This is a genomic window from Serratia sp. AKBS12, assembly GCF_024793895.1.
GTDB lineage: Bacteria > Pseudomonadota > Gammaproteobacteria > Enterobacterales > Enterobacteriaceae > Serratia_F.
Window position 1 is genome coordinate 173,455 of the sequence record NZ_JANUSB010000007.1, and the last position, 25,464, is coordinate 198,918.

The window sequence follows — 25,464 nt, forward strand, 5'->3', positions numbered from 1 at the left end:
AGGGGCAACCCTCCCTTTCTCTCTCATCTGCTCGGCAATCGTCATTACAGAAAACGCTAAAAAATGCCGATTTTTTGAGAAATCTCTTGATTCTTGCCTCAAAAATAGCGCTTATTGCCGATCGGCTGAACCTGCCGCCGCATCGAGTGTCTGACTGTTTCAGAACTGTTAAAAAGTCCCCGGAGCCACCGCGTTACATGAACAAAGTTAAATCGCTATCACAGCAGAATTTATCGTTATTGTTAGCGATCTATATCGGCATATTTTTAAACCTGTCCGTTTTCTATCGTCGTTTTGATTCATTTACGCACGGCATTCAGGGGATCAAGGTTATTTCCGCGGTAACGGAAGTTATCGCCATCGTTCTATTCACCTTCTTTATCATGCGGCTGGTGTCGCTTGGTGGCCGGCTGTTTTACCGCATCGTCGCCTCGCTGCTGGTGCTGATATCGGTCGCCGCCAGTTACTACATGACCTTCTTCAACGTGGTGATTGGCTACGGCATTATCGTTTCGGTAATGACCACCGACATCGATTTGTCGAAAGAAGTGATCGGCATGCATTTCGCGCTGTGGATGATCGTGGTCAGCGCGTTGCCGCTGCTGCTGATCTGGAAAAACACGCTGCGCTATACGCTGATTGAACAGCTGAAAACCCCGGGCCATCGCCTGAAGCCGCTGTTGGTGCTGTTGGCGGTGGTGGCGCTGGTGTGGTTGCCACTGCGTACGCTGGATAAAGAGCAGAGCGCGCAGGAAAAGATCACCAATATCGATCTGCCGAGCTACGGCGGGGTGGTGGCGCACTCATACCTGCCATCCAACTGGATTTCGGCGCTGGGGCTGTTTGCCTACACCCGCTACGATGAAAGCCAGGATGCCGCCAACATGTTCGATCCAGCCAAGAACTTCACCTATGTGGCGCCGCCGGGCATCGACGATACCTATGTAGTATTTATCATTGGCGAAACCACCCGCTGGGATCACATGGGCATGCTGGGCTACGATCGTGATACCACGCCGAAGCTGTCCAAAGAGAAGAACCTGGTGGCGTTCCGTGGCGAATCCTGCGATACCTCGACCAAACTCTCCTTGCGTTGCATGTTCGTGCGTGAAGGCGGTACCTCCGACAACCCGCAGCGTACCTTGAAAGAGCAGAATATTTTTGCAGTGTTGAAAGAGCTTGGTTTCACTTCCGAGCTGTTCGCCATGCAGAGCGAGGTGTGGTTCTACAACAACACCGACGTCAACAATTACTCTTTCCGTGAAATGATCGCTTCCGAAAAGCGTAACGACGGCAAGTCGGTTGATGACATGCTGTTGGTGAATGAGATGAAGGAGTCACTGAAGCGCTACCCGCAAGGCAAGCACCTGGTGATTCTACATACCAAAGGCTCACATTATCTGTATTCACAGCGTTATCCGCGCGAATACGCCCGTTACCAGCCAGAATGCATGGGCGTAGATGATTTCTGTTCGAAAAATCAGCTGATCAACGCGTATGACAACACCGTGCTGTATACCGATACCTTTATCGATAAGGTGATCGACCAGGTGCGTGACAAGAAAGCGATCGTGTTCTACGCGGCCGACCACGGCGAGTCGATCGGTGAGAACTCGCACCTGCACGGCACGCCGCGCGAAATGGCACCGCCCGAACAGTTCCGCGTACCGATGATCGTGTGGGCGTCCGACAAGTATCTGGAGGATGCGAATCACCGCAGCGCGTTCGAACAGTTGCAGGCGCAGCAGCGGATTGGCAAGAGCCATCGCCACGTTGAACTGTTCGATACCATTCTCGGCTGTCTGGGTTATACCTCGCCGGATGGCGGCATCGTCGCCAGGAACAACTGGTGTCATAACCCGAATGCGGCTGCGGAATCGGCCAAGGCGTCGCCAGCGCCGTCGGCACCGGCGCCTGCCGCAGTGGCCAAGCCGTAATTTTCCCTTCCGGCGCCGGTTTTTTCGCTAATGCGGCGCTTTTATCACCACTTGGCGTAGGGGAATAAAAAAGTGATTGACGCTCTGGTACGCCAGCAGTAAGATGCGCCCCGCATCGGCGAGTAGCGCAGCTTGGTAGCGCAACTGGTTTGGGACCAGTGGGTCGGAGGTTCGAATCCTCTCTCGCCGACCATCATTCGAAAAACCTGCTTTTAAAGCAGGTTTTTTTTCGTCCGGATTTTATAAGAGGATGAGAACCTCCGAAGGAGGTTTGAGCCGAGCGTAGCGAGACCACGTTGCTTTAGCAACGGCCCGTAGGGCAAGCATCGCAGATGCGCGTAATCCTCTCTCGCCGACCATCATTCGAAAAACCTGCTTTTAAAGCAGGTTTTTTTTCGTCCGGATTTTATAAGAGGATGCAGACAAAACTGTCGGGAACAGTTTTGAACAACGCTTTGGCGTTGGCCCGCAGGGCAAGCATCGCAGATGTGCGTAATCCTCTCTCGCCGACCATTTTAAAGAAACCCGCTTTTAAGCGGTTTTTTTACGCCCGTTGGTCAGCTTGTTTTGCCGGCCACGAAATGCCCGCCAAAGGCAACGCGTTGCCCGTATCCCTGCCCTGTAGCGCTGCGTCGCAATAATCGGTCGCCAAACGTTGTCGAGAGATATCGTTTTGCTCTCGGCTTTTTAATAGTTAAAAGTTTTTTTACGTAGCATAGATTGTTACAGGCGCTGCCGCATTAAACGCACTTCGGACTCACTCTTTCGAGTAAGGGGTCAGCATTTCGTCCTGTCTTTAACCGCGATCACAAAAATAACCGTTCAGATATTCATCATTCAGCAACAAACTTTTTTAGTTTTTTATCGGAGTATAACTCCGGTCAAAACTACGCCCGCAGTGTATTGAACCAAGTTAAAGCGCATAGCATAAGTTTTCATGCTGCATCTGTTAAAAAAAGGTTTTTTTTATGTTTGTTTGCTGTTTCTCACAGACTGCGTAAAACCCTACTGGTTATATTGACGCCACCCAAAACAGTTGGCAATTTGTTAGCCTCATGGGTAGAGCGAGAGCTGTTTGAGTGACTACCACGCGCTCAAACTCCCACACAAGGATGCGTTCCATCCGGTTCTTCGCGCTCAACTCTTCTGCCTTCGGGCAACTGCCGCACAGACCACGCAATAAAAAATACAGGGCTGGCGGGAATAACCCAATAGACGTCACGCTGCAGGAAAGCGGCAACCCGGCGAGTCCCCGGTACTTACCTCGGTAAGCGAGCGCGGCGGGCTAGGGCAGCCAACCCACCTGCGCGGTGACAGCTAAAGGGTTTACACACACATCACACTAACGGAGCACTAATGATGACAAGTTCCTTGGCAAAATCGGGGATTCTGAAATTCGGCATTGGGCTGGTTGCGCTGACCGTTGCGGCCAGCGTACAGGCAAAAACGCTGGTTTACTGTTCTGAAGGTTCGCCGGAAGGCTTTAACCCGCAGCTGTTCACCTCCGGCACTACCTATGACGCCAGTTCGGTACCTATCTATAACCGTCTGGTCGAATTCAAGATCGGCACCACCGAATTACAGCCGGGCCTGGCGGAAAAATGGGACGTCAGCGAAGATGGCAAAGTCTATACCTTCCACCTGCGCAAGGGCGTGAAGTGGCAAAGCACCAAAGGTTTCAAACCTACCCGTGATTTCAACGCTGATGACGTGGTGTACTCCTTCGAACGTCAGCTGGATCCAAAGCACCCTTACCACAAGGTGTCCGGCGGCAGCTATGAGTACTTCCAGGGCATGGGCATGCAGGATCTGATCGCCAAGATCGAAAAAGTGGACGACAATACCGTTCGTTTCACCCTGACCCGTCCGGAAGCACCGTTCCTGGCCGATCTGGGCATGGACTTCGCCTCGATCCTGTCTGCGGAATATGCCGACAACATGATGAAAGCCGGCACGCCGGAAAAAGTGGATCTGAATCCGGTCGGTACCGGTCCGTTCCAACTGCTGCAATACCAGAAAGATTCCAAAATCCTCTACAAGGCGTTTGACGGCTTCTGGGGTACCAAGCCGAAGATCGATCGTCTGGTGTTCTCCATCACGCCGGATGCCTCGGTGCGTTATGCCAAACTGCAAAAGAACGAGTGTCAGGTCATGCCGTACCCGAACCCGGCTGACATCGCGCGTATGAAGCAGGACAAAAACATCAATCTGATGGAACAACCGGGGCTGAACGTCGGCTATGTGTCGTTCAACGTCGAGAAGAAACCGCTGGATAATGTGAAAGTGCGTCAGGCGCTGACCATGGCGGTAAACAAGCAGGCGATCATTGAAGCGGTGTATCAGGGGGCGGGCCAGGCGGCCAAAAACCTGATCCCGCCAACCATGTGGGGCTATAACGACGCGGTGCAAGACTACGCGTATGATCCAGCCAAAGCCAAGGAACTGCTGAAGGAAGCGGGTCTGCCGGACGGTTTCTCCATCGACCTGTGGGCGATGCCGGTACAGCGTCCGTACAACCCGAATGCCCGCCGCATGGCCGAGATGATTCAGTCCGACTGGGCGAAGATCGGCGTGAAAGCCAAAATCGTTTCCTATGAGTGGGGTGAATACCTCAAGCGCGCCAAAGACGGCGAGCACCAGACGGTAATGATGGGCTGGACCGGCGACAACGGGGATCCGGACAACTTCTTCGCTACGCTGTTCAGCTGTGCGGCGGCCAAAGACGGTTCCAACTACTCTCGCTGGTGCGACAAGTCGTTTGAAGCGCTGATCCAGCCGGCGCGTGCCGAATCCGATCACAACAAGCGTATCGAGCTGTACAAGCAGGCGCAGGTGGTGATGCACGATCAGGCGCCAGCGCTGATTGTCGCCCACTCGACCGTTTATGAGCCAGTGCGTAAAGAAGTTAAAGGTTACGTCGTGGATCCGCTGGGTAAACATCACTTTGAGAACGTTTCAGTCGATTGATCAGCGGCCCGCCAACCGGGCCGACATCGACGCAGGGGTTTACGCCTCAGCGGAAACATCGGAAGTATGTGAGCTTTAATAAGCCTGGCGGCCCACGAGCCGCCGGGCAACTATACAGAGAGTTCGGGATATGTTGCAGTTCATACTCCGACGTTTGGGGTTAGTTATCCCAACGTTTATCGGCATTACCTTGCTGACTTTTGCATTCGTCCATATGATCCCCGGTGACCCGGTGACCATCATGGCCGGGGAACGCGGGATATCCGCAGAGCGCCATGCGCAGATCATGGCCGAGATGGGGCTGGACAAGCCGCTCTATCAACAATACTTCACTTACGTCACCAACGTGCTGCATGGCGATCTGGGGACGTCCCTCAAGAGCCGTATTTCCGTCTGGGACGAGTTCGTACCGCGCTTCAAGGCGACGCTGGAGCTGGGCATCTGCGCGATGATTTTCGCGGTGATTGTCGGCATACCGGTCGGCGTGCTGGCGGCGGTACGGCGAGGTTCCATCTTCGATCACACGGCGGTGGGCATTTCACTGACCGGCTATTCCATGCCGATTTTCTGGTGGGGCATGATGCTGATCATGCTGGTCTCGGTACAGCTCAACCTGACGCCGGTGTCGGGGCGCATCAGCGATACGGTGTTTCTTGACGACACCATGCCGCTGACCGGCTTTATGCTGATAGACACCCTGTTCTGGGGTGAACCGGGCGACTTCCTCGACGCGGTGATGCACATGATTCTGCCGGCCATCGTGCTGGGTACCATCCCGCTGGCGGTGATCGTGCGTATGACCCGTTCCTCGATGCTGGAAGTGCTGGGCGAGGATTACATCCGCACCGCGCGCGCCAAGGGCGTAAGCCGCATGCGGGTGATTGTGGTACATGCGCTGCGTAACGCACTGTTGCCGGTGGTGACGGTGATCGGCCTGCAGGTCGGCACCATGCTGGCCGGGGCGATCCTGACCGAAACCATCTTCTCCTGGCCGGGGCTCGGCCGTTGGTTGATGGATGCGCTGCAACGCCGAGACTATCCGGTGGTGCAAGGGGGCGTGCTGCTGGTCGCCTGTATGATCATTCTGGTTAACCTGCTGGTAGACGTGCTCTACGGCGTGGTCAACCCACGTATTCGTCACAAGAAATAAGAGGCGCCGCGATGACTCAAGTGACCGAGCCGGTAGTAACCGGCGCGCCGAAGCCAATGACCCCATTGCAGGAGTTTTGGCACTATTTCAAGCGCAATAAAGGGGCCGTTGTCGGCCTGGTATACATTATTCTGATGTTCGTGATCGCCATCGGCGCGGGCTTCCTGGCGCCGCACGCGCCGGCCGAGCAGTTCCGCGACGCATTGCTCAAGCCCCCGGTCTGGCAAGACGGCGGCAGCTGGCAATACATTCTCGGCACCGACGATGTGGGGCGCGACGTGCTGTCGCGTCTGATGTACGGCGCCCGCCTATCACTGCTGGTCGGCTGTCTGGTGGTGGTGCTGTCGCTGATCATGGGGGTGATTTTCGGCCTGCTGGCCGGCTACTTTGGCGGCGTGGTGGATGCGATTATCATGCGCATCGTCGATATCATGCTGGCGTTGCCAAGCCTGTTGCTGGCACTGGTGCTGGTGGCGGTATTTGGCCCGTCTATCGTCAATGCTTCACTGGCGCTGACCTTCGTCGCCCTGCCGCACTATGTGCGCCTGACGCGCGCGGCGGTGCTGGTGGAAGTCAACCGTGACTACGTTACCGCTTCCCGCGTGGCGGGGGCCGGCGCGCTGCGCCAGATGTTCGTCAACATTTTGCCGAACTGTCTGGCTCCGCTGATCGTGCAGGCTTCGCTGGGTTTTTCCAACGCTATTCTCGATATGGCCGCTCTCGGCTTCCTCGGCATGGGTGCACAGCCGCCAACGCCAGAATGGGGCACTATGCTCTCCGACGTGCTGCAGTTCGCACAAAGCGCCTGGTGGGTCGTGACCTTCCCCGGCGTGGCGATCCTGCTGACGGTACTGGCGTTTAACCTGATGGGGGACGGCCTGCGTGATGCCCTCGACCCCAAACTCAAGCAGTAACCGAGGACCCGAACATGGCGTTATTGAATGTAGACAAGCTTTCGGTGCACTTCGGTGACGAAGGCACGCCGTTTCGCGCGGTAGACCGAATCAGTTACAGCGTGGAACAGGGGCAGGTGGTCGGCATCGTCGGCGAATCCGGCTCCGGAAAATCGGTCAGTTCGCTGGCCATCATGGGCTTGATCGACTATCCCGGCAAAGTGATGGCCGACAAGCTGGAATTCAACGGGCAGGACCTGCGCAAGATCTCCGAAAAAGAGCGTCGTCAACTGGTGGGCTCCGAAGTGGCGATGATTTTCCAGGATCCGATGACCAGCCTTAACCCGTGCTACACCGTCGGTTTCCAAATCATGGAAGCGCTGAAGGTACATCAGGGCGGCAACCGTCGTACCCGTCGCCAACGCGCCATCGACTTGCTGAACCAGGTGGGTATCCCCGATCCGGCTTCGCGGCTGGATGTGTATCCGCACCAGCTTTCCGGTGGTATGAGCCAGCGCGTGATGATCGCCATGGCGATCGCCTGTCGGCCAAAATTGCTGATTGCCGATGAGCCGACCACCGCGCTCGACGTGACCATTCAGGCGCAGATCATTGAGCTGCTGCTTGAGCTGCAACAGCGTGAAAATATGGCGCTGCTGCTGATCACTCACGATCTGGCTCTGGTGGCCGAGGCGGCGCATCAAATTATTGTGATGTACGCCGGGCAGGTGGTGGAATCCGGCAAGGCGGCGGAAATCTTCCGCGCGCCGCGCCACCCGTACACCCAGGCGTTGTTGCGCGCGCTGCCGGAATTCGCGGCCGACAAGGCGCGTCTGGCGTCGTTGCCGGGCGTGGTACCGGGCAAATATGACCGGCCAGGTGGCTGTTTGCTCAATCCGCGTTGCCCGTATGCCACCGAGCGTTGCCGCCAAGAGGAGCCGGAACTGCGCAGCATTCCCGGTCGCCAGGTTAAATGTCACACACCGCTGGATGATGCGGGGAGGCCGACCGTATGAGCCAGAATCAACCCTTGTTGCAGGCCATTGACCTGAAAAAACACTACCCGGTCAAGAAGGGGCTGTTTGCGCCGGAACGGCTGGTAAAAGCGCTGGATGGCGTTTCCTTTGATCTCGAACGCGGCAAAACGCTGGCGGTGGTGGGGGAGTCCGGCTGCGGGAAATCAACCCTGGGTCGGCTGTTGACCATGATCGAAGTGCCGACCGGCGGCGAACTGTATTATCAAGGCCAGGATCTGCTGAAACCGGACGTCACCGCAGAAAAACTGCGCCGTCAGAAGATCCAGATTGTGTTCCAGAATCCTTACGGATCGCTCAACCCACGCAAGAAGGTTGGACAGATCCTCGAGGAACCGTTGTTGATCAACACCACCTTGAGCACCGCCGAGCGGCGAGAAAAAGCCCTGGCGATGATGGCCAAGGTCGGCCTGAAGACCGAGCATTACGATCGCTATCCGCACATGTTTTCCGGCGGTCAGCGGCAGCGTATCGCCATCGCGCGTGGGCTGATGCTCAACCCGGACGTGGTGATTGCCGATGAACCGGTGTCGGCGCTGGACGTATCGGTGCGGGCGCAGGTGCTGAACCTGATGATGGATTTACAGCAGGAACTTGGCCTGTCATACGTGTTCATTTCGCACGATCTGTCGGTGGTGGAGCACATTGCCGATGAAGTGATGGTGATGTACCTCGGCCGCTGTGTGGAGAAGGGCAGCAAAGATGCCATCTTCAACAATCCGCGTCATCCGTATACCCAGGCGCTGTTGTCTGCGACGCCGCGCCTGAACCCGGATATGCGGCGCGAACGCATCAAGCTGACCGGCGAACTGCCAAGCCCGATGAACCCGCCACCGGGCTGTGCGTTCAACGCCCGTTGCCGTCGCGCGTTCGGCACCTGTAGCCAGTTGCAGCCGCAGCTGCGACAGTACGGCGATCAAATGGTGGCCTGCTTTGCCGTCGATCAGGATGAACAGGAGCAGCAAAGCGCCTGACGTTTTGATTGATGGTGGTGGTAGCGTGATGCCGCTCGGTTAAACCCGAGCGGCATTTTTTATCGGTATGATCCGGCGTCAGGCGATGGGAACCGCCCGTGGTGAGGGATTATTGCGGGTAAGGCACCCAATCACCGCCGTTCAGCCTGATATACGACTTGCCTTGATACTGCATTACGATGGCGTTGTCGTTTTCCGAAATAATCGCGGTTTGCGGCAGGCTTTGGGTCAGCGTTTGCCAATCGACGGCCGAGGCGGTAAACGCCTTGCCGTCCACCAGGCGAGATACCAGCTCCGAAATTGCCAGATAGCTGCTTGGCGTTTTGATCTGCAACGGGCTGCCCTGATGCGGCGCCTTCATGCCCACCAGCTTGATGCCGACCGGAATATGGGTGATGCTCGGACTTGGGATATCGCGCAGGCCGGACATCTGCATTTTGTCGCCCACCAGCGCCGCGCCGTGTTCCGGCACGATCACCACCATCACTTTGCGTCCGGATTTCTCCAGTTCGTCGAGGAAGGTATTGAGCTGATCGAACAGTTTTTGCGCCCGAGGCGCGTATTCGGCTGTTTTCTTCGAGCCGACAAACCGGTTGCCGTCATGCAGCGGGATGATGTTAAAGAAGGTGGCGCTGCGACTGTCGCCGGCTTTGGTCTGCTGATCCAGCCAGCGGTTGAGCAGTTCCAGATCGTTGAAAATCGGCTCGCCGTCAAACGATGCCAGTTCATTGCTGACGCCGGCTTGCGATATCAGTGGAGCCTGCATGCCACCCTGCTCGCGCAGTTCTTTCAGATAATTGCCGAACACCCCGGAGTGGTCCATCATCAGCTGTTGTTTAAAGCCGAGTTTTGAAAGATTATCAAACAGATAACATTGCTGATTCACCGGTTGATACAGATCGCGATGCGACGGTTGGCCACAGCTGGCGCGCAGCAGGCGTATCGACGCCGGGCCGCTGTAGGCGGTGGCCGAATTGAAGTTGTCGAACATGATGTCCATCTTCGCCCACAGCGGATGGTTTTCCAGCTTGGAGGCTTCGATATCCGACCAGGCCAGCGAGCAGATATTGATCACCAATAGGTCGAACGGCTGGGCGTCGTCCGGCAGCGCGGTTGGGAAAGCGGTAGTGCGGCCCTTTTCGCGATCGTAAAACTGATTCAGATAGGCGGTCAGGTTGGCGTTGGTCGGCGGGCCGCTGGCCGCTGGCAGGTTGCTGCCGGCGGCGGCGGTCGGTGCCGGAGCGGTGGCCGGATCTGGCGTGGCGGCGGTGGTGGTGGTAGGCAACAGCGAAATCGCCGGACCTCCGATGGCCAGCACGTTCAGCCACACCATGGCCGCGACGGTAAATACCGTGACCCGCAGCCACTGTGCCAGGAACAGATAGGCCACCAGCATCACGAAGGCGGCTCCCACCATCTGCCAGTTGATAAAGCGGTTCACCAGTTCAAGCAGATAGTCGGTGCTAAAGCCGGTTAGCTGCGACCCCTGGCTGAGTATGCTGCTGATCCCCGGCAGCCAGGTATCATGATAAAACAGCCCCAGACCGATCGGGAGCGCCAGCCAGTGCCGCCAGCGGTGCAGGCGCATGGCCGGGATAGGCATCAGCAGGAAGGCCATAAACACCAGGTTGGCCAACGGGTGGAAATTCAGATAGCCGAACCACAGCAGGCCGAATTTGGCCAAAAAGTAATAGTTCCAGCCACCCAGCCCACGCCAGTAGCGCCACAGAGCATTATCGTTTTGCGTATTGTTTTTATCATTCATGATTGTTTTTTGCGCTTAATCTGGAAAGAGGAGCCGTCGCGCACCCACAGGCCGGCCGATTTCAAATAACGCGGTGAGAACAGCAGATTTTGCCAGCGTTGCCGCCAGTGCGGGTAGCGGCGATGTAGCGCATAGCCCAGCGGAATGAAAAATAGCGCGCACAGTATTATCAACTGCACGATATCGGTCAGGTTCAGCATGGCGAATCCTCCTGGCTGCCGTCAATCAGGTTGAACGCAACCGGCTGGCGGCGCGTCGCCGGGCTGGCAACGGCAGCAGCGGCGATCGGCTTGGCGAGCAGCGGCGCTTCCTGCCGTGCGGCCATGGCGTTGCCGTGGGCCAGGCGCTTGATTTCCGCCACGATATCAACGTCCATATGCCAAACCAGCTGATTGCTGAAGGCTTCGCTCACCGGCAGGCGGCAAATATGCTTCATTGCGGTATCCAGATCGTTGATGCGGCAGGTGGAAAGGAACAGGAACAGCCGCCCTTGCGCCACGGTCATCACGTCGCCGAAACGTCGCATATGGCACAGCGTCATTGCCTGTTCGGCGCGCAGGCCCGGTGCCGGGCGCAGTGCGACCATCACGCCCTTACCGTCTTCCGGCAGCAGCGTGTTGCCCATCAATGACAGTACCGCCTGGCTGAAATCATCGGATCGCAGATAGCCCTTCAACTGCAACGGCCGCAGACCGGCCAGCAGGGCGTCGATATCCGCCGGCACGTGGCGCGAATAGCGCTGGCCCTGAATGCCTTCCAGCATGGTCAGAAAACGCGACAGCGGAGCCACGTGCGGCACGATCAGATTGGCGCCGCAGGCCAGCAGGAGGCGCTCATCGCTGTAACGCAGGCTGGCGTTCATTTCGCGCACCACGATTTTCAGTCCGTTACCGCGACTGCGGCGCAGATTGTGAATCTGATGCGCCAGCGCGTCGATCTGATCGCTCTGGTATAACGAAAATATCAGCGTCGCCGACAGGGTCAGCATGCCGTGTTGCGCCAGCAACGCGTTGCTTTCCAGCAATTGCCAGTGGGCAGACAGCGGCGGTGCGCCTTCCAGAATGCTGTGCTCCGCCAAATACAGGTGATCGTCATTGTGCGCTACGCTCGGCGACGGCTTGCTGTTTTCATCTTCGCCTTGCCAGCCGTGCTCTGCGGGGTACAGCGTGATTAACTGATTGGCGTTGATGCCATTGGCGGTGCTCCACCAGTTAACCAGGTATTGCGCGCTGTCCTGCTGCCATTGCAGGTTGGCCAAACCGTCCAGCAACCGATGCTGGCTACCGAGCTGGCCGCGTAATTTATTCACGCCGCTGCCGTGGCTGAGGGTAACCAGGGTACATCCCTGACGGCGTAGCCAACGGCCAAGGCTGGCTATCCAGCTTTGGATCTCCTCGCGGGTGAAGGTCTGCCACAGGCTGGCATGCGCCAGCAGGATCAACAATCGGTTCTGCGGTTTCAGCGTGCGCATCAGATCGTCACTGAAATGCAATAGCGCGGCCTTTTGCTCCGGCAGCGTATACAGCGGCAGTTTGTTTAATCTGGCGGAGGTTAGAGAATTCAGCACCTTATCCGGCTTTTCGCCGCTGCAAATCAGCGCCGCTCGAGCGGATTCCGGCTGCGCGGAAATTATTTGCCGACACAGGAGCTCGGCGTCTCTTTGGCGATCGATATTAACCCAATAAAATCCCGGGGATTGCATGACAGAAAGTTCTTCCCAAATCTGTCGAATTCCTAATGAGAAAGCGTGCGCCATAGGTGTTTTCTACTTTCGTTGAGAAGGCCGCGGGTCAATATCTGGAAACTAGAATTACCGAATAAACGATTGTAACATTGCAGCCAATAATAACAAACAACCGGCATTGTGTAATAATATCCGTTAGGATTCATCTTATTGGCTATTTTTTTACATACTATTGCTATAGTTATATAACACTAGCCTATTTTCGAGGCGGCAGGATGAATAATCAACCAACGCGCTTAAACGCGGTTTTGGCCTCACAGGCACCGGACGATCTAGAAACGTTGCGCCACGTTTTCGCCCTACCGCAATTACATTATATTGATATTTCCCGCCAGGAACGTTTGGCGCAAATGATGGCGCGTTGGCCATTATTGGAAGAATTATCCCAGAAATCAGGGAGTCACTAATATATGCCGGTGATTGCGCTACAAGGGATTCGAGGCGGAATTGGCGCGACGTCGGTAACGGCGGCGCTGGCCTGGGCATTACGGCAATTAGGTGAAACAACGCTGGCCATTGATGCGTCGCCGGATAATTTATTACGCCTACATTTCAACACCCCCTTTTCGCTGGCGCGAGGTTGGGCGCGGGCAGAGCTGGACGGTGCCGACTGGCGTCAGGGGGCGATGCGCTACTGCGAAAAGCTCGACTTTTTGCCCTTTGGCCAGTTGGATGCCGTAGAACGTCAACAACATTGCCAAAACTCTGACATATCCTGGGCTCGGCGGCTGGAGCAATTGCAACACAGCGGGCAGCATCGCTGGATCCTGCTGGACGTACCGGCGGTTGACAATGCACAGACGCGCCAGGCGCTGAGCGCCGCCGATCGGGTGTTTGTCCTGCTGACGCCCGACGCCAACTGCCACGCCCGTCTGCATCAGCAGTTGCTGCCGGGCAATGGCCATTTTTTGATTAACCATTACTCGTCTGCCAGCCAGCTACAGCAGGATTTGCATCAGCTGTGGCTGCAAACGCTGAACGGCCTGCTGCCGATGGTCATTCACCGCGACGAGGCGCTGGCTGAAGCCATGGCGGTGAAACAGCCGCTGGGTGAGTACCGTCCGGACAGCCTGGCTGCTGACGAAGTGCTGACGCTGGCGAACTGGTGTCTGCTCAACCTGCGGGATGCCGGACAATGAGCCGGGTGATGAGCCTGCTGCTGATGCCGCCGGCCCATGTGGCGGTGCAGCGTCGCTATCGCACCTATCGCCGCAACGGTTCCTCGGTGCTGACGGCCTTCTTTACCACGCTGCTGGTGGCCGGCGGCTGGATATTCTTGCGCTTCGAGTCACCGGCCTGGCAGCGTATCCGCGCTGGCCGCAGCTACTGGTTCCCGCATATTTCCCCGTTGCGCCCGCGATTGGCGGACGGCCTGCGCTATCTGGTACAGGCGTTGTGGCTGTTGATGTTTCGCAGCGGTCGGGTGCCGCGTGGCCGTTACGCCTTTGCCGGTTGGCGCAAGCTGCAGCTGCGCTACGTTAACTGGCTGCAACGGCTGCCGCACCGATTGCAAGATGCCGACGTCGAGCAGCGTACCGTCGAGCGTTTGGGCAGCATGAACCGCACCCTGCGCCGCGTGCTGTTTATTGGCTGCGGCATCGTGGCGGCGATCCTGGCACTGTTATGCATTTCACAGCCGTTTGATCTATCGGCGCAGTTTGTGTTTGTGCTGCTGCTGTGGGGCATTGCGATGGTGGTGCGCCGGGTGCCGGGGCGGCTGCCAGCGCTGATGCTGATCGTGCTATCACTCACCGTCTCCTGCCGCTATCTGTGGTGGCGTTACACTGCGACCCTCAATTGGGATGACCCGCTCAGCCTGGTGTGCGGTCTGCTGCTGCTGGTGGCGGAAACCTATGCCTGGGTGGTGCTGGTGCTGGGCTATTTCCAGACCGTCTGGCCACTCAACCGCCAACCGGTGCCATTGCCCGACAACAGCGACAGCTGGCCTACCATCGATCTGATGGTGCCGACCTATAATGAAGATCTGGGCGTGGTGAAGCCGACCATTTACGCCGCGCTGGGCGTCGACTGGCCGAAGGACAAGATCAACATCTATATTCTTGACGACGGCAACCGCGCAGAATTTCGCGCTTTTGCCGACGAGGTGGGGGTGAAGTACATCGCGCGGCCGACCCACGAGCATGCCAAGGCCGGCAATATCAATCATGCATTGAAGCAGGCCACCGGCGAGTTTGTCGCGATATTCGACTGCGACCACGTGCCGACGCGTTCATTCTTGCAGCTCACCATGGGCTGGTTCTTTAAAGATGGCAAGCTGGCGATGCTGCAAACGCCGCACCACTTTTTCTCGCCGGATCCGTTTGAACGCAACCTTGGGCGCTTCCGCCAGACCCCCAATGAAGGCACGCTGTTCTACGGACTGGTGCAGGACGGCAACGACATGTGGGACGCTACCTTTTTCTGCGGTTCCTGCGCCATTCTGCGGCGCAGCGCGCTGGACGAAATCGGTGGTATAGCGGTGGAAACCGTGACCGAAGATGCCCACACTTCGCTGCGACTGCACCGCCTTGGCTATACCTCGGCGTATATCCGCATTCCGCAGGCGGCCGGATTGGCCACCGAAAGCCTGTCGGCGCATATCGGCCAGCGTATCCGCTGGGCGCGCGGCATGGTGCAGATTTTCCGGCTGGATAACCCGCTGTTTGGTAAAGGGCTGAAACTGGCGCAGCGGTTGTGTTATGCCAACGCCATGCTGCACTTTTTATCGGGCATTCCGCGGCTGATCTTCCTGACCGCGCCGCTGGCGTTTCTGCTGCTGCACGCATACATCATCTTCGCACCGGCGCTGGCTATCGCGCTGTATGTACTGCCGCACATGATCCACTCCAGTCTGACCAACTCGCGTATCCAGGGCAAATACCGCCATTCGTTCTGGAGTGAAATCTACGAAACGGTACTGGCCTGGTATATCGCCCGGCCGACCACCGTGGCGCTGTTCAACCCGCACAAGGGCAAGTTCAACGTCACCGCCAAAGGCGGGCTGGTGGAGGAAGAACACGTCGACTGGGTGATTACCCGGCCGTATATGGTACTGGTGCTGCTCAATCTGGCGGGCCTGTGCTTTGGGGTCTGGCGTATCATGCATGGCCCGACCGATGAAATCATGACGGTGATCGTCAGTCTGGTGTGGGTACTGTACAACATGACCATTCTGGGCGGCGCGGTGGCGGTGGCGGTGGAGGCCAAGCAGGTGCGCCAGGCGCACCGGGTCGAAATCGCCTTGCCAGCCGCGCTGGCGCGCGCCGATGGCCATCTGTTCCCCTGTACGCTACGCGATTATTCCGACGGCGGGGTAGGCGTTGAAATGCGCGTGGCGGATCAACTGCAAGACGGCGATCGGGTGGCGCTGTTGCTGAAGCGTGGTCAGCAGGAATACAGCTTCCCGTGCCAGGTAACCCGCGCCTTCGGCGCCAAGGTCGGCTTGCGTATGGTCGACATGACGACGCGGCAACATATTGATTTTATACAGTGCACCTTTGCCCGTGCCGATACCTGGGCGCTATGGCAGGACGGTTTCCCGGAAGATAAGCCGATCGAAAGCCTGCGTGACGTGCTGGCACTGGGCTTCCGCGGCTATCTTCGCCTGGTGGATTACGCGCCGCCGTTGGTGCGCAGCATATTGGTCGGGTTTACCACACTGATAGCCTGGGGACTGTCTTTCATTCCGCATAGCGTGGGGCAGAACCCGGCATTAAGCCCAAAAGAGACCGTGGTGTAGGCCGTGTTTCCACTGCCGCTCACCGCAGGGTGAACTGGCACTAACTTTGATGATGATACGATGACAAGAAAATTAACCTGGTTTACCGCGTTGGCCTTAGGCATCAGTACGTTGTCCCAGGCTGAAACCGCCCCGGGAGCTACCGCCGCCGTTCCGTCGGCCAGCGCCGACGCGCCATTGGTCGTGCCGGTGAACCCGGCTGCGCCGCAGGATCCAGATGCGCCGGTGCGCGACGTACAGTTGCCGTTTGCGCAGATCGCGCCGCCGCCGGGTACCTTCACCCTGCGCGGCACGCGCCCGGACGGCCAGATTGAATTCGGCGTACGCAGTGACGAAGTCGTGTCGCAGGCAACGCTCGATCTGTCATTTACCCCGTCACCGTCATTGATCCCGGTAGAGTCGCACCTCAAAGTGTATCTGAATGATGAACTGATGGGTGTCACCACTATCGCCAAAGAGCAGTTGGGCAAGCCCAATCATATCGAGATGGCGATCGATCCGCGCTATATCACCGATTTTAATCGCCTTAAGCTGGTGTTTGTCGGTCATTATCAAAATATTTGCGAAAACCCGGCCAGTAGCACGCTGTGGCTGGAGATCGGTAAATCCAGCACGCTGAAGCTGCGTTATCAGACGCTGCCGCTGAAGAACGAACTGTCGCACTTCCCGGAACCGTTTTTCGATAGCCGCGATAACCGGCCGCTGACGCTGCCGATGGTCTTTGCCGGCCAGCCGGACATCACCCAGCAGCGTGCGGCGGGCATTCTGGCGTCGTGGTTCGGCAGCAAGGCCCAGTGGCGTGGACAGTCATTCCCGACGATGTTTGATACGTTGCCAGACCGGCACGCGGTGGTGTTCGCCACCAACCAACGGCGCCCGGCCTTCCTGCGCGACTACCCGGCGGTCAACGGCCCGACGGTGGAAATGATTAGCCACCCCGATAACCCTTACGTCAAACTGTTGCTGATTCAAGGGCGTGACGACGACGATCTGGTGACCGCGGTCAAAGGCATCGCGCAGGGCAATATCCTGTTCCGTGGCCAGAATGTCACGGTGGACAAGGTCGAGCAACTGGCACCGCGTCAGCCTTACGATGCGCCAAACTGGGTGCGTACCGACCGGCCGATGACCTTCACCGAGTTGCAACAGTACGCCGAACAGCTGCAAACCAGCGGCATTGAGCCCAGCCCGATTTCGCTGACCATGAATCTGCCACCGGATCTGTTCCTGATCCGCAGTACCGGCATTGATATGCGGCTGAAATACCGTTATACGCCGCCGCGCATCCAGGACGGTTCGCGCCTCAACGTCAATTTGAACAATCAGTTCATCCAGGCCTATTCGCTGGTACCGGAACATGAACAGGGCGCGCAGTTGCTGCGCCTGCCGTTGACCCAGGGGCTGATCGATTCTGACCGAAACGTCACCATTCCAGCGCTGCGGCTCGGTGCGGTCAATCAGCTGCGCTTTGACTTTGATTACACCACGCTGCTGGCCAGCGGGGCGGAAGGCCGCTGTGAAACCTATTCCTTCACGCCAAACCATGCGGTGATCGACGGCAGTTCGACCATCGACTTCTCTGGCTATCGTCACTTTATGGCGATGCCGGATCTGCGCGCGTTTGCCAATGCGGCGTTCCCGTTCAGCCGGTTGGCGGACCTGTCGCAAACGCTGGTGCTGGTCAATAAACAGCCGCAACCGGCGCAGGTTAGCGCCTTGCTCGACGCGTTGGGCAATATCGGTGCGCAGACCGGCTATCCGGCGCTGGCGGTCAGCCTGAGCGATGACTGGTCGCAGGCCAAAGAGAAAGATGCCGACATTCTGATGATTGGTACCATTCCCCCCGAGCTGCGTGACGACAAAAAGGTCAGCCTGTTGGTCGACGCCACCGAAAGCTGGGTGAAACAGCCGCGGCGCCAGCCGACCCTGCCGAGCATGGAGGTTTTGGCTGACGACAGCAAGCCGGACAGCAGAACCGCCATCGGTTCCGAGGGAGCGATGGCGGCGATCATCGGCGTTCAGTCCCCGTTTAACGAGCAGCGCAGCATAGTGGCGCTGCTGGCCGACAGCCCGCGCGGTTATCAGCTGCTGGGCAACGCCCTGCTCGACAGCGGCAAGCGTGCCGCGATGTTTGGCTCGGTGTCGGTTATTCGTGAATCAGGGGTTAACAGCCTGCGCGTTGGTGATATTTATTACGTAGGCCATTTGCCGTGGTGGGAGCGGGTTTGGCATGCGCTGTCGACGCACCCGGTACTGCTGGCGGTGCTGGCGGTTATCGTGGTGGTGATTCTGGCGCTGATGCTGTGGCGTGGCCTGAAGGCCTTCAGCCGCCGTCGCCTGTCACCGGAAGATCGGGATTAACGCCATGCGTCTGAGGGTAAGATGGACCTTGACCCTGCTGCTGCTGTGCGCGTTCGGCGCCACGGCGGCCTGCCCGTGGCCGGCATGGCAGCAGTACCGGCAGTTTTACATCAGCGAAGGTGGCCGGGTGATCGACCCCAGCAGTCCGAATCGCATTACCACCTCGGAAGGGCAAAGTTACGGGCTGTTTTTCGCATTGGTTGCCAACGACCGACCGACCTTCGATCGGCTGCTGAGCTGGACCGAAGATAATCTGGCGAAGGGCGACCTCAGCGCCCACCTTCCCGCCTGGCTTTGGGGGGAGGATGATAAGCAGCGCTGGCTGGTGCTGGACGACAATTCCGCGTCCGACGCCGATCTGTGGATCGCCTACAGCCTGCTGGAAGCGGGCCGCTTATGGCAAAGCCGGCGTTACCTCACGCTGGGTACCCTGTTGCTGCAACGCATCGCGCGAGAAGAAGTGGCGGATATTCCCGGCCTGGGACCGATGCTGCTGCCGGGCAAGGTAGGCTTTGTCGACGAGCATCGCTGGCGGCTCAATCCGAGTTATCTGCCACCCCAACTGCTGGCGCGCTTTGCGTCGCTGAACGGGCCATGGCAGGCGATGCAGCAGGTTAATCAGCGTATGTTGCTGGAAACCGCACCGCACGGTTTTTCACCCGACTGGGTGGTGTGGCAGCGTGACAGGGGCTGGCAGCCGGACAGCGCGAAACCCAATCTCGGCAGCTACGATGCCATTCGCGTCTATTTGTGGGCCGGCATGCTGGCGAGCGACGATCCGCACCGTGCCGCGTTGCTGAACCGCTTTGTGCCGATGACGCAACTGACTGCACGGCAGGGCGTGCCGCCGGAAGAAACCGATACTGCCACCGGGACAACCCGTGGCGACGGTCCGGTGGGATTCGCCGCCGCACTGTTGCCGCTGTTGGCCGATCAACCCGATGCGCTGGCGGTGCAACGCCAGCGTGTCAACGACAACCCACCGGGCAACGACGCCTATTTCAGCGCTTCGCTGACGTTGTTTGGCCAGGGATGGGATCAGCAACGTTATCGTTTTACTCGTCAGGGTGAACTTCAACCCGCCTGGGGCAGCCAATGCACAACTTTGGAATAAACTGGCTGCGACTGTTGCCGCTTGGCCTGTTGCTGGCGCCCGCGGCGCAGGGCGCAGAAACCGTGTCGCCGGAACAGTGGCTGCTGGAGCAGGTGCGCGTCGGTGAAGCCAGCCATAAAGAAGAGTTGGTGAGCCAATCGTTATATCGCCTGGAACTGATGGATCCCAACAATCCGGAGGTGATTTCGGCCCGTATGCGATTGGCATTGCGTCAGGGGAATCAGGCGCTGGCGCAGCAGCAACTGGACAAGCTGAAAGGTATTGCGCCGCAGTCTGCTGCCTATCGGCAGGCAGAAATGAGCCTGTTGCTGACGCAGCCGGAAACGCGGCAGCAATTGCAGCAGGCGCGGCTGATGGCGACCTCCGGGCGTTTGACCGAGGCCAAGACGGCCTATGATGCGCTGTTCAAGGGCGAGCCGCCGACGCTCGATCTGGCGGTGGAATATTGGCGGCTGGTGGCGCGTTTACCGGGCCAGGAATCTGCCGCCATCGGGAAATTACAGGCGCTGGATAAACGTTATCCCGGCAGCGTGCCGTTGCGCATGCTGCTGGCACGTTTGCTGTTCAGCCAGAAACAGGACGCGCTGGCGTATGAGGAGCTGCAAAAGGCGGCGGCTGACCCGAGTGGGCGCAGCGATGCTGCCGATTTGTGGCTGGAAAAAATCAAGGAAATACCGGTCAGCGTGGCCAGCGTGGCGGCGCTCAAGCGTTTTCTTGGCGTCTTCGTCACCGGCGATCAGGCGGTCAGCGCACGCGAAGAGCTGGCACGCCAGCAAACGCTGCTGGCCGATCCGGCCTTCCAGGCGCGAGCTCGCGGGCTGGCGCAGGTGGATAAAGGCGGCAGCCGTACGGCGATCCCCGAACTGCGCAAAGCGCTGGCGGCGACGCCGGACGACCCCGAGGTGCTTGGCGCGTTGGGGCTGGCCTATGCCCGATCCGGCAACCGGACGCAGGCGCTGGCGCTGTTTCGCCGGGCGCAGCAGGCGGACAAGAATGGCTACGGCGCCAGCAAATGGCAGAGCCTGATCAAGACCAACCGCTATTGGCTGGCGATCGACGAGGGCGACAAGGCGCTGAAGGCCAATAATCTGTCGCTGGCGCAGCAGAAATATCAACAGGCACGGCAAATCGATAACGCCGATGCCGACGCGCTGATTGGCCTGGGCGACGTTGCAGTAGCGCGGCACGACGACGCGGCGGCGGAGCGTTATTATCAACAGGCGCAGCGGCTCGATCCCGCGAGCGGTAGCGCAGTACGCGGGTTGTCCAATATCTATCAGCGCCAGTCGCCGCAAAAAGCGCTGGCTTACCTCAACGGACTGCCGCCGGCCCAGCGCAGCAAGATGCGCGACACCCTCGACGGGCTGCAACTTGACATGTTGAAACAGCAGGCGGAGACGCTGGCGCAACGGCAGCAATGGCACCAGGCGGCGGAAACTTACCGTCAGGCACGGCTGCTCGACCCCGACGACGTGTGGCTGACCTATCGTTATGCGCAAGTGCTGCGCCAGACCGGTCAACCGCAGCAGGCAGATGCGCTGTTCAACGCGCTGGTGCAAAAGCAGCGCAGCAATCCGCAACAGATTTACGCCTATGCGCTGTACCTGTCCTCCAGCGATCGTGACTCGCAGGCGCTGGCGCATCTGGCCACGCTGCCGCGCACGCAGTGGAATGACAATATGCGCGAACTGGCGCAGCGACTGCGCTTGCAGGCCACGCTGGCGCAGGCCGAACGGCTGCGTGCCGACGGCGATCCGGCGGCGGCGGTGGCCTATCTGCAACGCCAGGGCGCGGATACGCGTATCGATCTGACGCTGGCCGACTGGGCGTTGGCCGACGGCGATTATGCCAGTGCGCTGGCAGACTATCAGCGGGTGCGGGCGCGTGAGCCAAATAACCCGGATGCACGCCTGGGCGAAATCGAGGCCTACCTGGCGCAGGGCAATATGTCGGCGGCGCGGCAGCGATTGCAAACCGCAACGCCGCAGGACGCCGCTTCGATTAACGGTGAGCGACGGGTAGCCAATGCCTGGCAGGCCGTGGGCGAACCGGATAGGGCCGCCGATATTTTCAATCGTCTGAAAACGGCGGCGCAGCAGGAACCGGCCGGACAAGGCAAGGCGCTGGTCTATCGTGATGCGGCGCGTCTGGAACGCGATCGGTCACGGCCGGCACTGGCACAGCAGGATTTCCAGCAGGCGATGGTCGCCAGCGGCATCACGCCGACGCTGCCGCAGGATAATGACCAATACACCCGCCTGACGCGCAATAGCGTCGGCGACGATTGGCTAAAGCGCGGCATTCGCGCCGATGCGGCGGATCTGTATCGTCAGCAGGATGTCAACGTCACGCTGGACCATGACTATTGGGGCTCCAGCGGTACCGGCGGCGTGTCGGACTATCAGGCGCACGACACCATGTTGCAGGTGGATATGCCGCTGTATGACGGGCGGGCGTTTTTCCGCACCGACACCGTGCGTCTCAATGCCGGTAGATTTTCCACTGACGGCGACGGCAAATATTACGAGACCTTTGGCAGTTGTAATACCCAGGGTTGCAGCGGCGATGAGCGGCAAAAAACGACTGGCACCAGCGTGGCGGTAGGCTGGAAAAACGATCGCTGGGAAACCGATATTGGCACCACGCCGATGGGGTTCGAGGTGGTTGACTGGGTCGGCGGCGTGGCCTACAGCGGCGATTGGCAACACATTGGCTGGACGCTTGGCGCATCGCGCCGGCCGATGTCCAGCTCGCTGCTGGCGTTTGGCGGTACCCGGGATCCGAACACCGGCATCACCTGGGGGGGCGTGCGCGCCACCGGCGTCAGCCTGAGCGCCAGCTACGATCGCGGTGGGGCACATGGCGTGTGGGCCGATCTCAGTGCGCACCAGCTCAGCGGCAAGAACGTGGAAGACAATCAGCGCGAAAGGTTGATGGCCGGTTATTATTACAAACTGATCAATGAGGATAACCGCCGCGCCACCGTCGGTGTGAACACCATGCTATGGCACTATCAAAAAGATTTGAGCGGTTACTCGCTGGGTCAGGGCGGTTATTACAGTCCGCAGCAATATATGTCGCTGGCCATACCGGTCAATTATCGCCAACGTACCGAGAACTGGTCGTTTGAGGTGGGCGGCTCGGTTTCGCTCTCACATGCTAAAACCGACAGTCAGCGGCGCTACCCGTTGCAGGGGCTGATCCCCGCTACCCTACCGGACAGGTTGGCGATCGAAGACGGCGGTTCGTCGACCGGCGTCGGTTATACGCTGCGCGCGATCGTCGAGCGCCGCTTGAGCTCTCACTGGACGCTGGGGGCCGGCATCGATATTCAGCAGGCGAAGGACTATACCCCGAGTCATGCTCTGATTTATGTCCGTTATTCGCTGGCGGGCTGGCAGGGCGATCTGGATTTGCCACCGCAACCGCTGACGCCGTATGCCGATTTCAAATAGGGAGCCGGTTTTTTCCCACCAGTTTTCGGAGTGTCGTCCCTGGGGTAGTTTTGTTACCCTAGGGGTATTCGGCTAGGAAAAGACTGAAACCCGCGCTTTTCTTACTTCTTCCATCGCTATGGCAAGGTAAAAACACGAGGCAATCGCGTATACTCACACCGATTCGAACACGGGCGTGGCATTGTTTTCAGCTCTGGTCATTTTTTTAGCCCGATTAACGGAGAGCAGGTTTGCGGGTCAGGCGTTCACTCACGATTAAGCAGATGGCGACGGTGTCCGGGGTGGCGCTGGTCACGATCTGCATTTTTATCGTCATTCAGTTATTCCACTTTGTGCAGCAGCGCAGGGATGACTACGCCCAGCAGTTGGAGAATATTGCCCATTCGGTACGCCAGCCTCTGGCGGAAGCGGTGCTGCGCATGGATGTACCGGAAACCAAACGGGTATTGAATTCGCTGTTGCCGGTCGGCATTTTGACCCGTGCCGATATCGTGCTGCCGAACGAGTTTCAGGCCCTGCACGCCAACTTCCCGCCGGAACGGCCGATACCGTCGCTGATTGGGCGCATTTTTGATTTGCCGGTGCAAATTTCCGTGCCGCTGTATTCGCTCGAGCGGGTGCCCGCCAATCCGCAGCCACTGGCCTATCTGGTGTTACAGGCCGATTCGTTCCGCATGTATCAGTTCATTCTCAGCGCGGTGTCGACCATGCTGTCCACCTATCTGCTGTTGGCGCTGATTTTGTCGATAGCCATCACCTGGTGCATGAACCGTCTGATGGTCTATCCGCTGCGTGCCATGGCGAGGGAACTGGAAAACATCTCCGAGGAGGATGCGCCGTATCATCAATTGATGTTGCCGTCGCTGCATCAGGATGACGAGCTTGGCCTGCTGGCGCGCAACTATAACCGTAATCAGCAGCGACTGGCCCGCGCCCATGCCGATATGAGCCGCCTCAGCACCCGTAACTCGATTACCGGCCTGCCCAATCAGGTACTGTTGACGGCGTTGCTGGAGCAGCATATCGCCTCCAGCCTGCGGCCGGAACGCTTCAATCTGCTGGTGATCGGCATTGAAACGCTGCATGAAGCCAGCGGCGTACTGACGTCGGCGCAACGTGAAATGCTGGTGCGCAAGTTAACGGAAAAGCTGCGCCAATGTCTGGACAAGGACAGCGTGCTGGCGCAGTTGACCAACGCCGAGTTTGCGGTGTTGGCCAAAGGCATTGAACGGCCATTTAATGCCATGCAGCTGGCGCAGCGCATCATGGCGCAAATCAACGCGCCGCTGGAGATTCAAAAGATGTCGCTGCGGCCGACCGCCAGTATTGGCATTGCACATTATCTCGATCAAGGCGAAAGCGCCGAACAGCTGTTGCGCAGTGCGATGTCGGCCATGATGTCGGCGCACCGCGACGGCAAAAACCACATTCTTTTCTTCGAGCCCAGCCTGACCGACCGTACGCAAAAGCGCCTGACGCAGGAAAGCGAGATCTTGCAAGGTATCGAACGGGATCAGTTTACCCTGTATCTGCAGCCGCAAATCGACATGCGCACCAACGCGGTGATTGGCGCCGAGGCGCTGCTGCGCTGGCGGCAGTACGACGGCAGTATTACCCTGCCGGCCGATGTGATCCCGTTGGCCGAAGAGCTGGGGGTGATTGTGCCGCTCGGCAACTGGGTGCTGGAAGCGTCGTGCCGCATTCTGGCCGACTGGCAGGCGCGGGGTATTGCGCTGCCGCTGGCGGTCAACGTGTCGGCACTGCAAATGCAGGATGCCGATTTCGTTCCACACCTGAAGCTGTTGCTGCAACGGTACGCGATCGATCCGGGCAAGCTGTTGTTGGAAATTACCGAAACGGTACGTATTCATGACCTTGACCATGCATTGGCGCTGCTGCGGGAACTGCATGAACTCGGCCTGTCGATTGCGCTGGACGATTTTGGCATGGGCTACTCTAGCCTAAATTATCTCAATCGCCTGAAAGGGTTGCCGATCGCTCTGATCAAGATCGACAAAAGCTTTATCCATGGCCTGCCGGGCGACGAGGCGATGGTGCGCATTGTCAGCGCGATTTCCGACGTGTTGAACCTGCCGGTGATGGCTGAAGGCGTGGAAACCGCCGCACAGCGCGACTGGCTGTTGCAGCATGGCATTTATCACGGTCAGGGATTCCTGTTTTCCCACCCGCTGCCACGCGAGACGTTTGAAGCGCAATTTGCCCCCCAAGGTTGAATTTTGTCCGTTGTGCGGGGTTAAACTGTTATCGACGTGTTATCGCTCGCATAAATAACATCTTTTTCTCAACAAATCGTTCATCAAACCTTATCCT

General features: G+C 58.4%; 16 protein-coding genes, 1 tRNA gene and 1 other RNA gene. 15 read left to right on the forward strand and 3 right to left on the reverse strand.

The window, feature by feature from the left end:
• Nucleotides 1-197 precede the first annotated feature (197 nt).
• The 8 genes from eptB (at nucleotide 198) to dppF (ending at nucleotide 8,955) form a co-directional block, all read left to right on the forward strand.
• Nucleotides 198-1,937 carry a kdo(2)-lipid A phosphoethanolamine 7''-transferase gene (gene eptB, locus NYE85_RS05400; RefSeq protein ID WP_259003568.1) on the forward strand — a complete coding sequence of 580 codons (1,740 nt, stop codon included), beginning with the start codon at nucleotides 198-200 and terminating at the stop codon, nucleotides 1,935-1,937.
• 116 nt (nucleotides 1,938-2,053) lie between these two features.
• Nucleotides 2,054-2,130 (forward strand) — tRNA-Pro (locus tag NYE85_RS05405).
• A 36-nt stretch (nucleotides 2,131-2,166) separates the two neighbouring features.
• Nucleotides 2,167-2,296: non-coding RNA, RtT sRNA (locus tag NYE85_RS05410), on the forward strand.
• 1,000 nt (nucleotides 2,297-3,296) lie between these two features.
• Nucleotides 3,297-4,904 carry a dipeptide ABC transporter periplasmic-binding protein DppA gene (gene dppA, locus NYE85_RS05415; RefSeq protein WP_259003763.1) on the forward strand — a complete coding sequence of 536 codons (1,608 nt, stop codon included), beginning with the start codon at nucleotides 3,297-3,299 and terminating at the stop codon, nucleotides 4,902-4,904.
• Nucleotides 4,905-5,034: 130 nt separating this feature from the next.
• Entirely contained in the window at nucleotides 5,035-6,054 is a 1,020-nt protein-coding gene (gene dppB, locus NYE85_RS05420; RefSeq protein WP_259003570.1) for a dipeptide ABC transporter permease DppB, read from the forward strand.
• Between the two features lie 11 nt (nucleotides 6,055-6,065).
• Nucleotides 6,066-6,968, forward strand: a complete 903-nt coding sequence (gene dppC, locus NYE85_RS05425) for a dipeptide ABC transporter permease DppC (protein WP_259003571.1) — start codon at nucleotides 6,066-6,068, stop codon at nucleotides 6,966-6,968.
• A 14-nt stretch (nucleotides 6,969-6,982) separates the two neighbouring features.
• Nucleotides 6,983-7,963: a dipeptide ABC transporter ATP-binding protein gene (dppD, locus tag NYE85_RS05430; protein ID WP_259003572.1), complete on the forward strand. Its 981-nt coding sequence runs from the start codon at nucleotides 6,983-6,985 to the stop codon at nucleotides 7,961-7,963.
• Complete coding sequence (dppF, locus tag NYE85_RS05435; protein ID WP_259003573.1) at nucleotides 7,960-8,955, forward strand: dipeptide ABC transporter ATP-binding subunit DppF; 996 nt, start codon at nucleotides 7,960-7,962, stop codon at nucleotides 8,953-8,955. Before dppD ends, dppF begins: the two co-directional genes overlap by 4 nt.
• A 109-nt stretch (nucleotides 8,956-9,064) precedes the next feature.
• On the opposite strand, the gene bcsG is transcribed toward dppF, so the two are convergent.
• Genes bcsG through bcsE form a run of 3 tightly spaced genes read right to left on the reverse strand, consistent with a single transcriptional unit; the run spans nucleotide 9,065 to nucleotide 12,476 of the window.
• Nucleotides 9,065-10,720: a cellulose biosynthesis protein BcsG gene (gene bcsG, locus NYE85_RS05440; protein WP_259003574.1), complete on the reverse strand. Its 1,656-nt coding sequence runs from the start codon at nucleotides 10,718-10,720 to the stop codon at nucleotides 9,065-9,067.
• A complete protein-coding gene (bcsF, locus tag NYE85_RS05445; protein ID WP_259003575.1) occupies nucleotides 10,717-10,920 on the reverse strand; it encodes a cellulose biosynthesis protein BcsF in 204 nt (67 codons plus the stop codon). Before bcsF ends, bcsG begins: the two co-directional genes overlap by 4 nt.
• Nucleotides 10,914-12,476: a cellulose biosynthesis protein BcsE gene (bcsE, locus tag NYE85_RS05450; protein ID WP_259003576.1), complete on the reverse strand. Its 1,563-nt coding sequence runs from the start codon at nucleotides 12,474-12,476 to the stop codon at nucleotides 10,914-10,916. Before bcsE ends, bcsF begins: the two co-directional genes overlap by 7 nt.
• A 203-nt stretch (nucleotides 12,477-12,679) precedes the next feature.
• On the opposite strand from bcsE, the gene bcsR reads away from it, so the two are divergent.
• From bcsR to hmsP, 7 genes are all read left to right on the forward strand, one after another.
• Nucleotides 12,680-12,871: a cellulose biosynthesis protein BcsR gene (gene bcsR / locus NYE85_RS05455; protein WP_004957267.1), complete on the forward strand. Its 192-nt coding sequence runs from the start codon at nucleotides 12,680-12,682 to the stop codon at nucleotides 12,869-12,871.
• A 3-nt stretch (nucleotides 12,872-12,874) separates the two neighbouring features.
• Complete coding sequence (gene bcsQ, locus NYE85_RS05460; RefSeq protein ID WP_259003577.1) at nucleotides 12,875-13,603, forward strand: cellulose biosynthesis protein BcsQ; 729 nt, start codon at nucleotides 12,875-12,877, stop codon at nucleotides 13,601-13,603.
• Nucleotides 13,600-16,203 (forward strand): UDP-forming cellulose synthase catalytic subunit, encoded by a 2,604-nt coding sequence (bcsA, locus tag NYE85_RS05465; protein WP_259003578.1) that lies wholly within the window; start codon nucleotides 13,600-13,602, stop codon nucleotides 16,201-16,203. Before bcsQ ends, bcsA begins: the two co-directional genes overlap by 4 nt.
• A gap of 60 nt (nucleotides 16,204-16,263) precedes the next feature.
• Entirely contained in the window at nucleotides 16,264-18,564 is a 2,301-nt protein-coding gene (bcsB, locus tag NYE85_RS05470; protein WP_259003579.1) for a cellulose biosynthesis cyclic di-GMP-binding regulatory protein BcsB, read from the forward strand.
• A 4-nt stretch (nucleotides 18,565-18,568) separates the two neighbouring features.
• On the forward strand, nucleotides 18,569-19,678 hold the full coding sequence (gene bcsZ / locus NYE85_RS05475) for a cellulose synthase complex periplasmic endoglucanase BcsZ (RefSeq protein WP_259003580.1): 1,110 nt from the start codon (nucleotides 18,569-18,571) through the stop codon (nucleotides 19,676-19,678).
• The gene (bcsC, locus tag NYE85_RS05480) at nucleotides 19,660-23,133 is read left to right on the forward strand and encodes a cellulose synthase complex outer membrane protein BcsC (protein WP_259003581.1); all 3,474 of its coding nucleotides are present in this window, start codon (nucleotides 19,660-19,662) and stop codon (nucleotides 23,131-23,133) included. The genes bcsZ and bcsC overlap by 19 nt, the downstream gene beginning before the upstream one ends.
• A gap of 230 nt (nucleotides 23,134-23,363) precedes the next feature.
• Nucleotides 23,364-25,367, forward strand: a complete 2,004-nt coding sequence (gene hmsP / locus NYE85_RS05485; RefSeq protein ID WP_259003583.1) for a biofilm formation regulator HmsP — start codon at nucleotides 23,364-23,366, stop codon at nucleotides 25,365-25,367.
• Nucleotides 25,368-25,464 lie beyond the last annotated feature (97 nt).

Bases quoted from the DNA above. Each gene is read 5' to 3' on its own strand.
- eptB (WP_259003568.1), top strand. From the start codon at position 198: ATGAACAAAGTTAAATCGCTATCACAGCAGAATTTATCGTTATTGTTA.
- dppA (WP_259003763.1), top strand. From the start codon at position 3,297: ATGACAAGTTCCTTGGCAAAATCGGGGATTCTGAAATTCGGCATTGGG.
- dppB (WP_259003570.1), top strand. From the start codon at position 5,035: ATGTTGCAGTTCATACTCCGACGTTTGGGGTTAGTTATCCCAACGTTT.
- dppC (WP_259003571.1), top strand. From the start codon at position 6,066: ATGACTCAAGTGACCGAGCCGGTAGTAACCGGCGCGCCGAAGCCAATG.
- dppD (WP_259003572.1), top strand. From the start codon at position 6,983: ATGGCGTTATTGAATGTAGACAAGCTTTCGGTGCACTTCGGTGACGAA.
- dppF (WP_259003573.1), top strand. From the start codon at position 7,960: ATGAGCCAGAATCAACCCTTGTTGCAGGCCATTGACCTGAAAAAACAC.
- bcsG (WP_259003574.1), bottom strand. From the start codon at position 10,720: ATGAATGATAAAAACAATACGCAAAACGATAATGCTCTGTGGCGCTAC.
- bcsF (WP_259003575.1), bottom strand. From the start codon at position 10,920: ATGCTGAACCTGACCGATATCGTGCAGTTGATAATACTGTGCGCGCTA.
- bcsE (WP_259003576.1), bottom strand. From the start codon at position 12,476: ATGGCGCACGCTTTCTCATTAGGAATTCGACAGATTTGGGAAGAACTT.
- bcsR (WP_004957267.1), top strand. From the start codon at position 12,680: ATGAATAATCAACCAACGCGCTTAAACGCGGTTTTGGCCTCACAGGCA.
- bcsQ (WP_259003577.1), top strand. From the start codon at position 12,875: ATGCCGGTGATTGCGCTACAAGGGATTCGAGGCGGAATTGGCGCGACG.
- bcsA (WP_259003578.1), top strand. From the start codon at position 13,600: ATGAGCCGGGTGATGAGCCTGCTGCTGATGCCGCCGGCCCATGTGGCG.
- bcsB (WP_259003579.1), top strand. From the start codon at position 16,264: ATGACAAGAAAATTAACCTGGTTTACCGCGTTGGCCTTAGGCATCAGT.
- bcsZ (WP_259003580.1), top strand. From the start codon at position 18,569: ATGCGTCTGAGGGTAAGATGGACCTTGACCCTGCTGCTGCTGTGCGCG.
- bcsC (WP_259003581.1), top strand. From the start codon at position 19,660: ATGCACAACTTTGGAATAAACTGGCTGCGACTGTTGCCGCTTGGCCTG.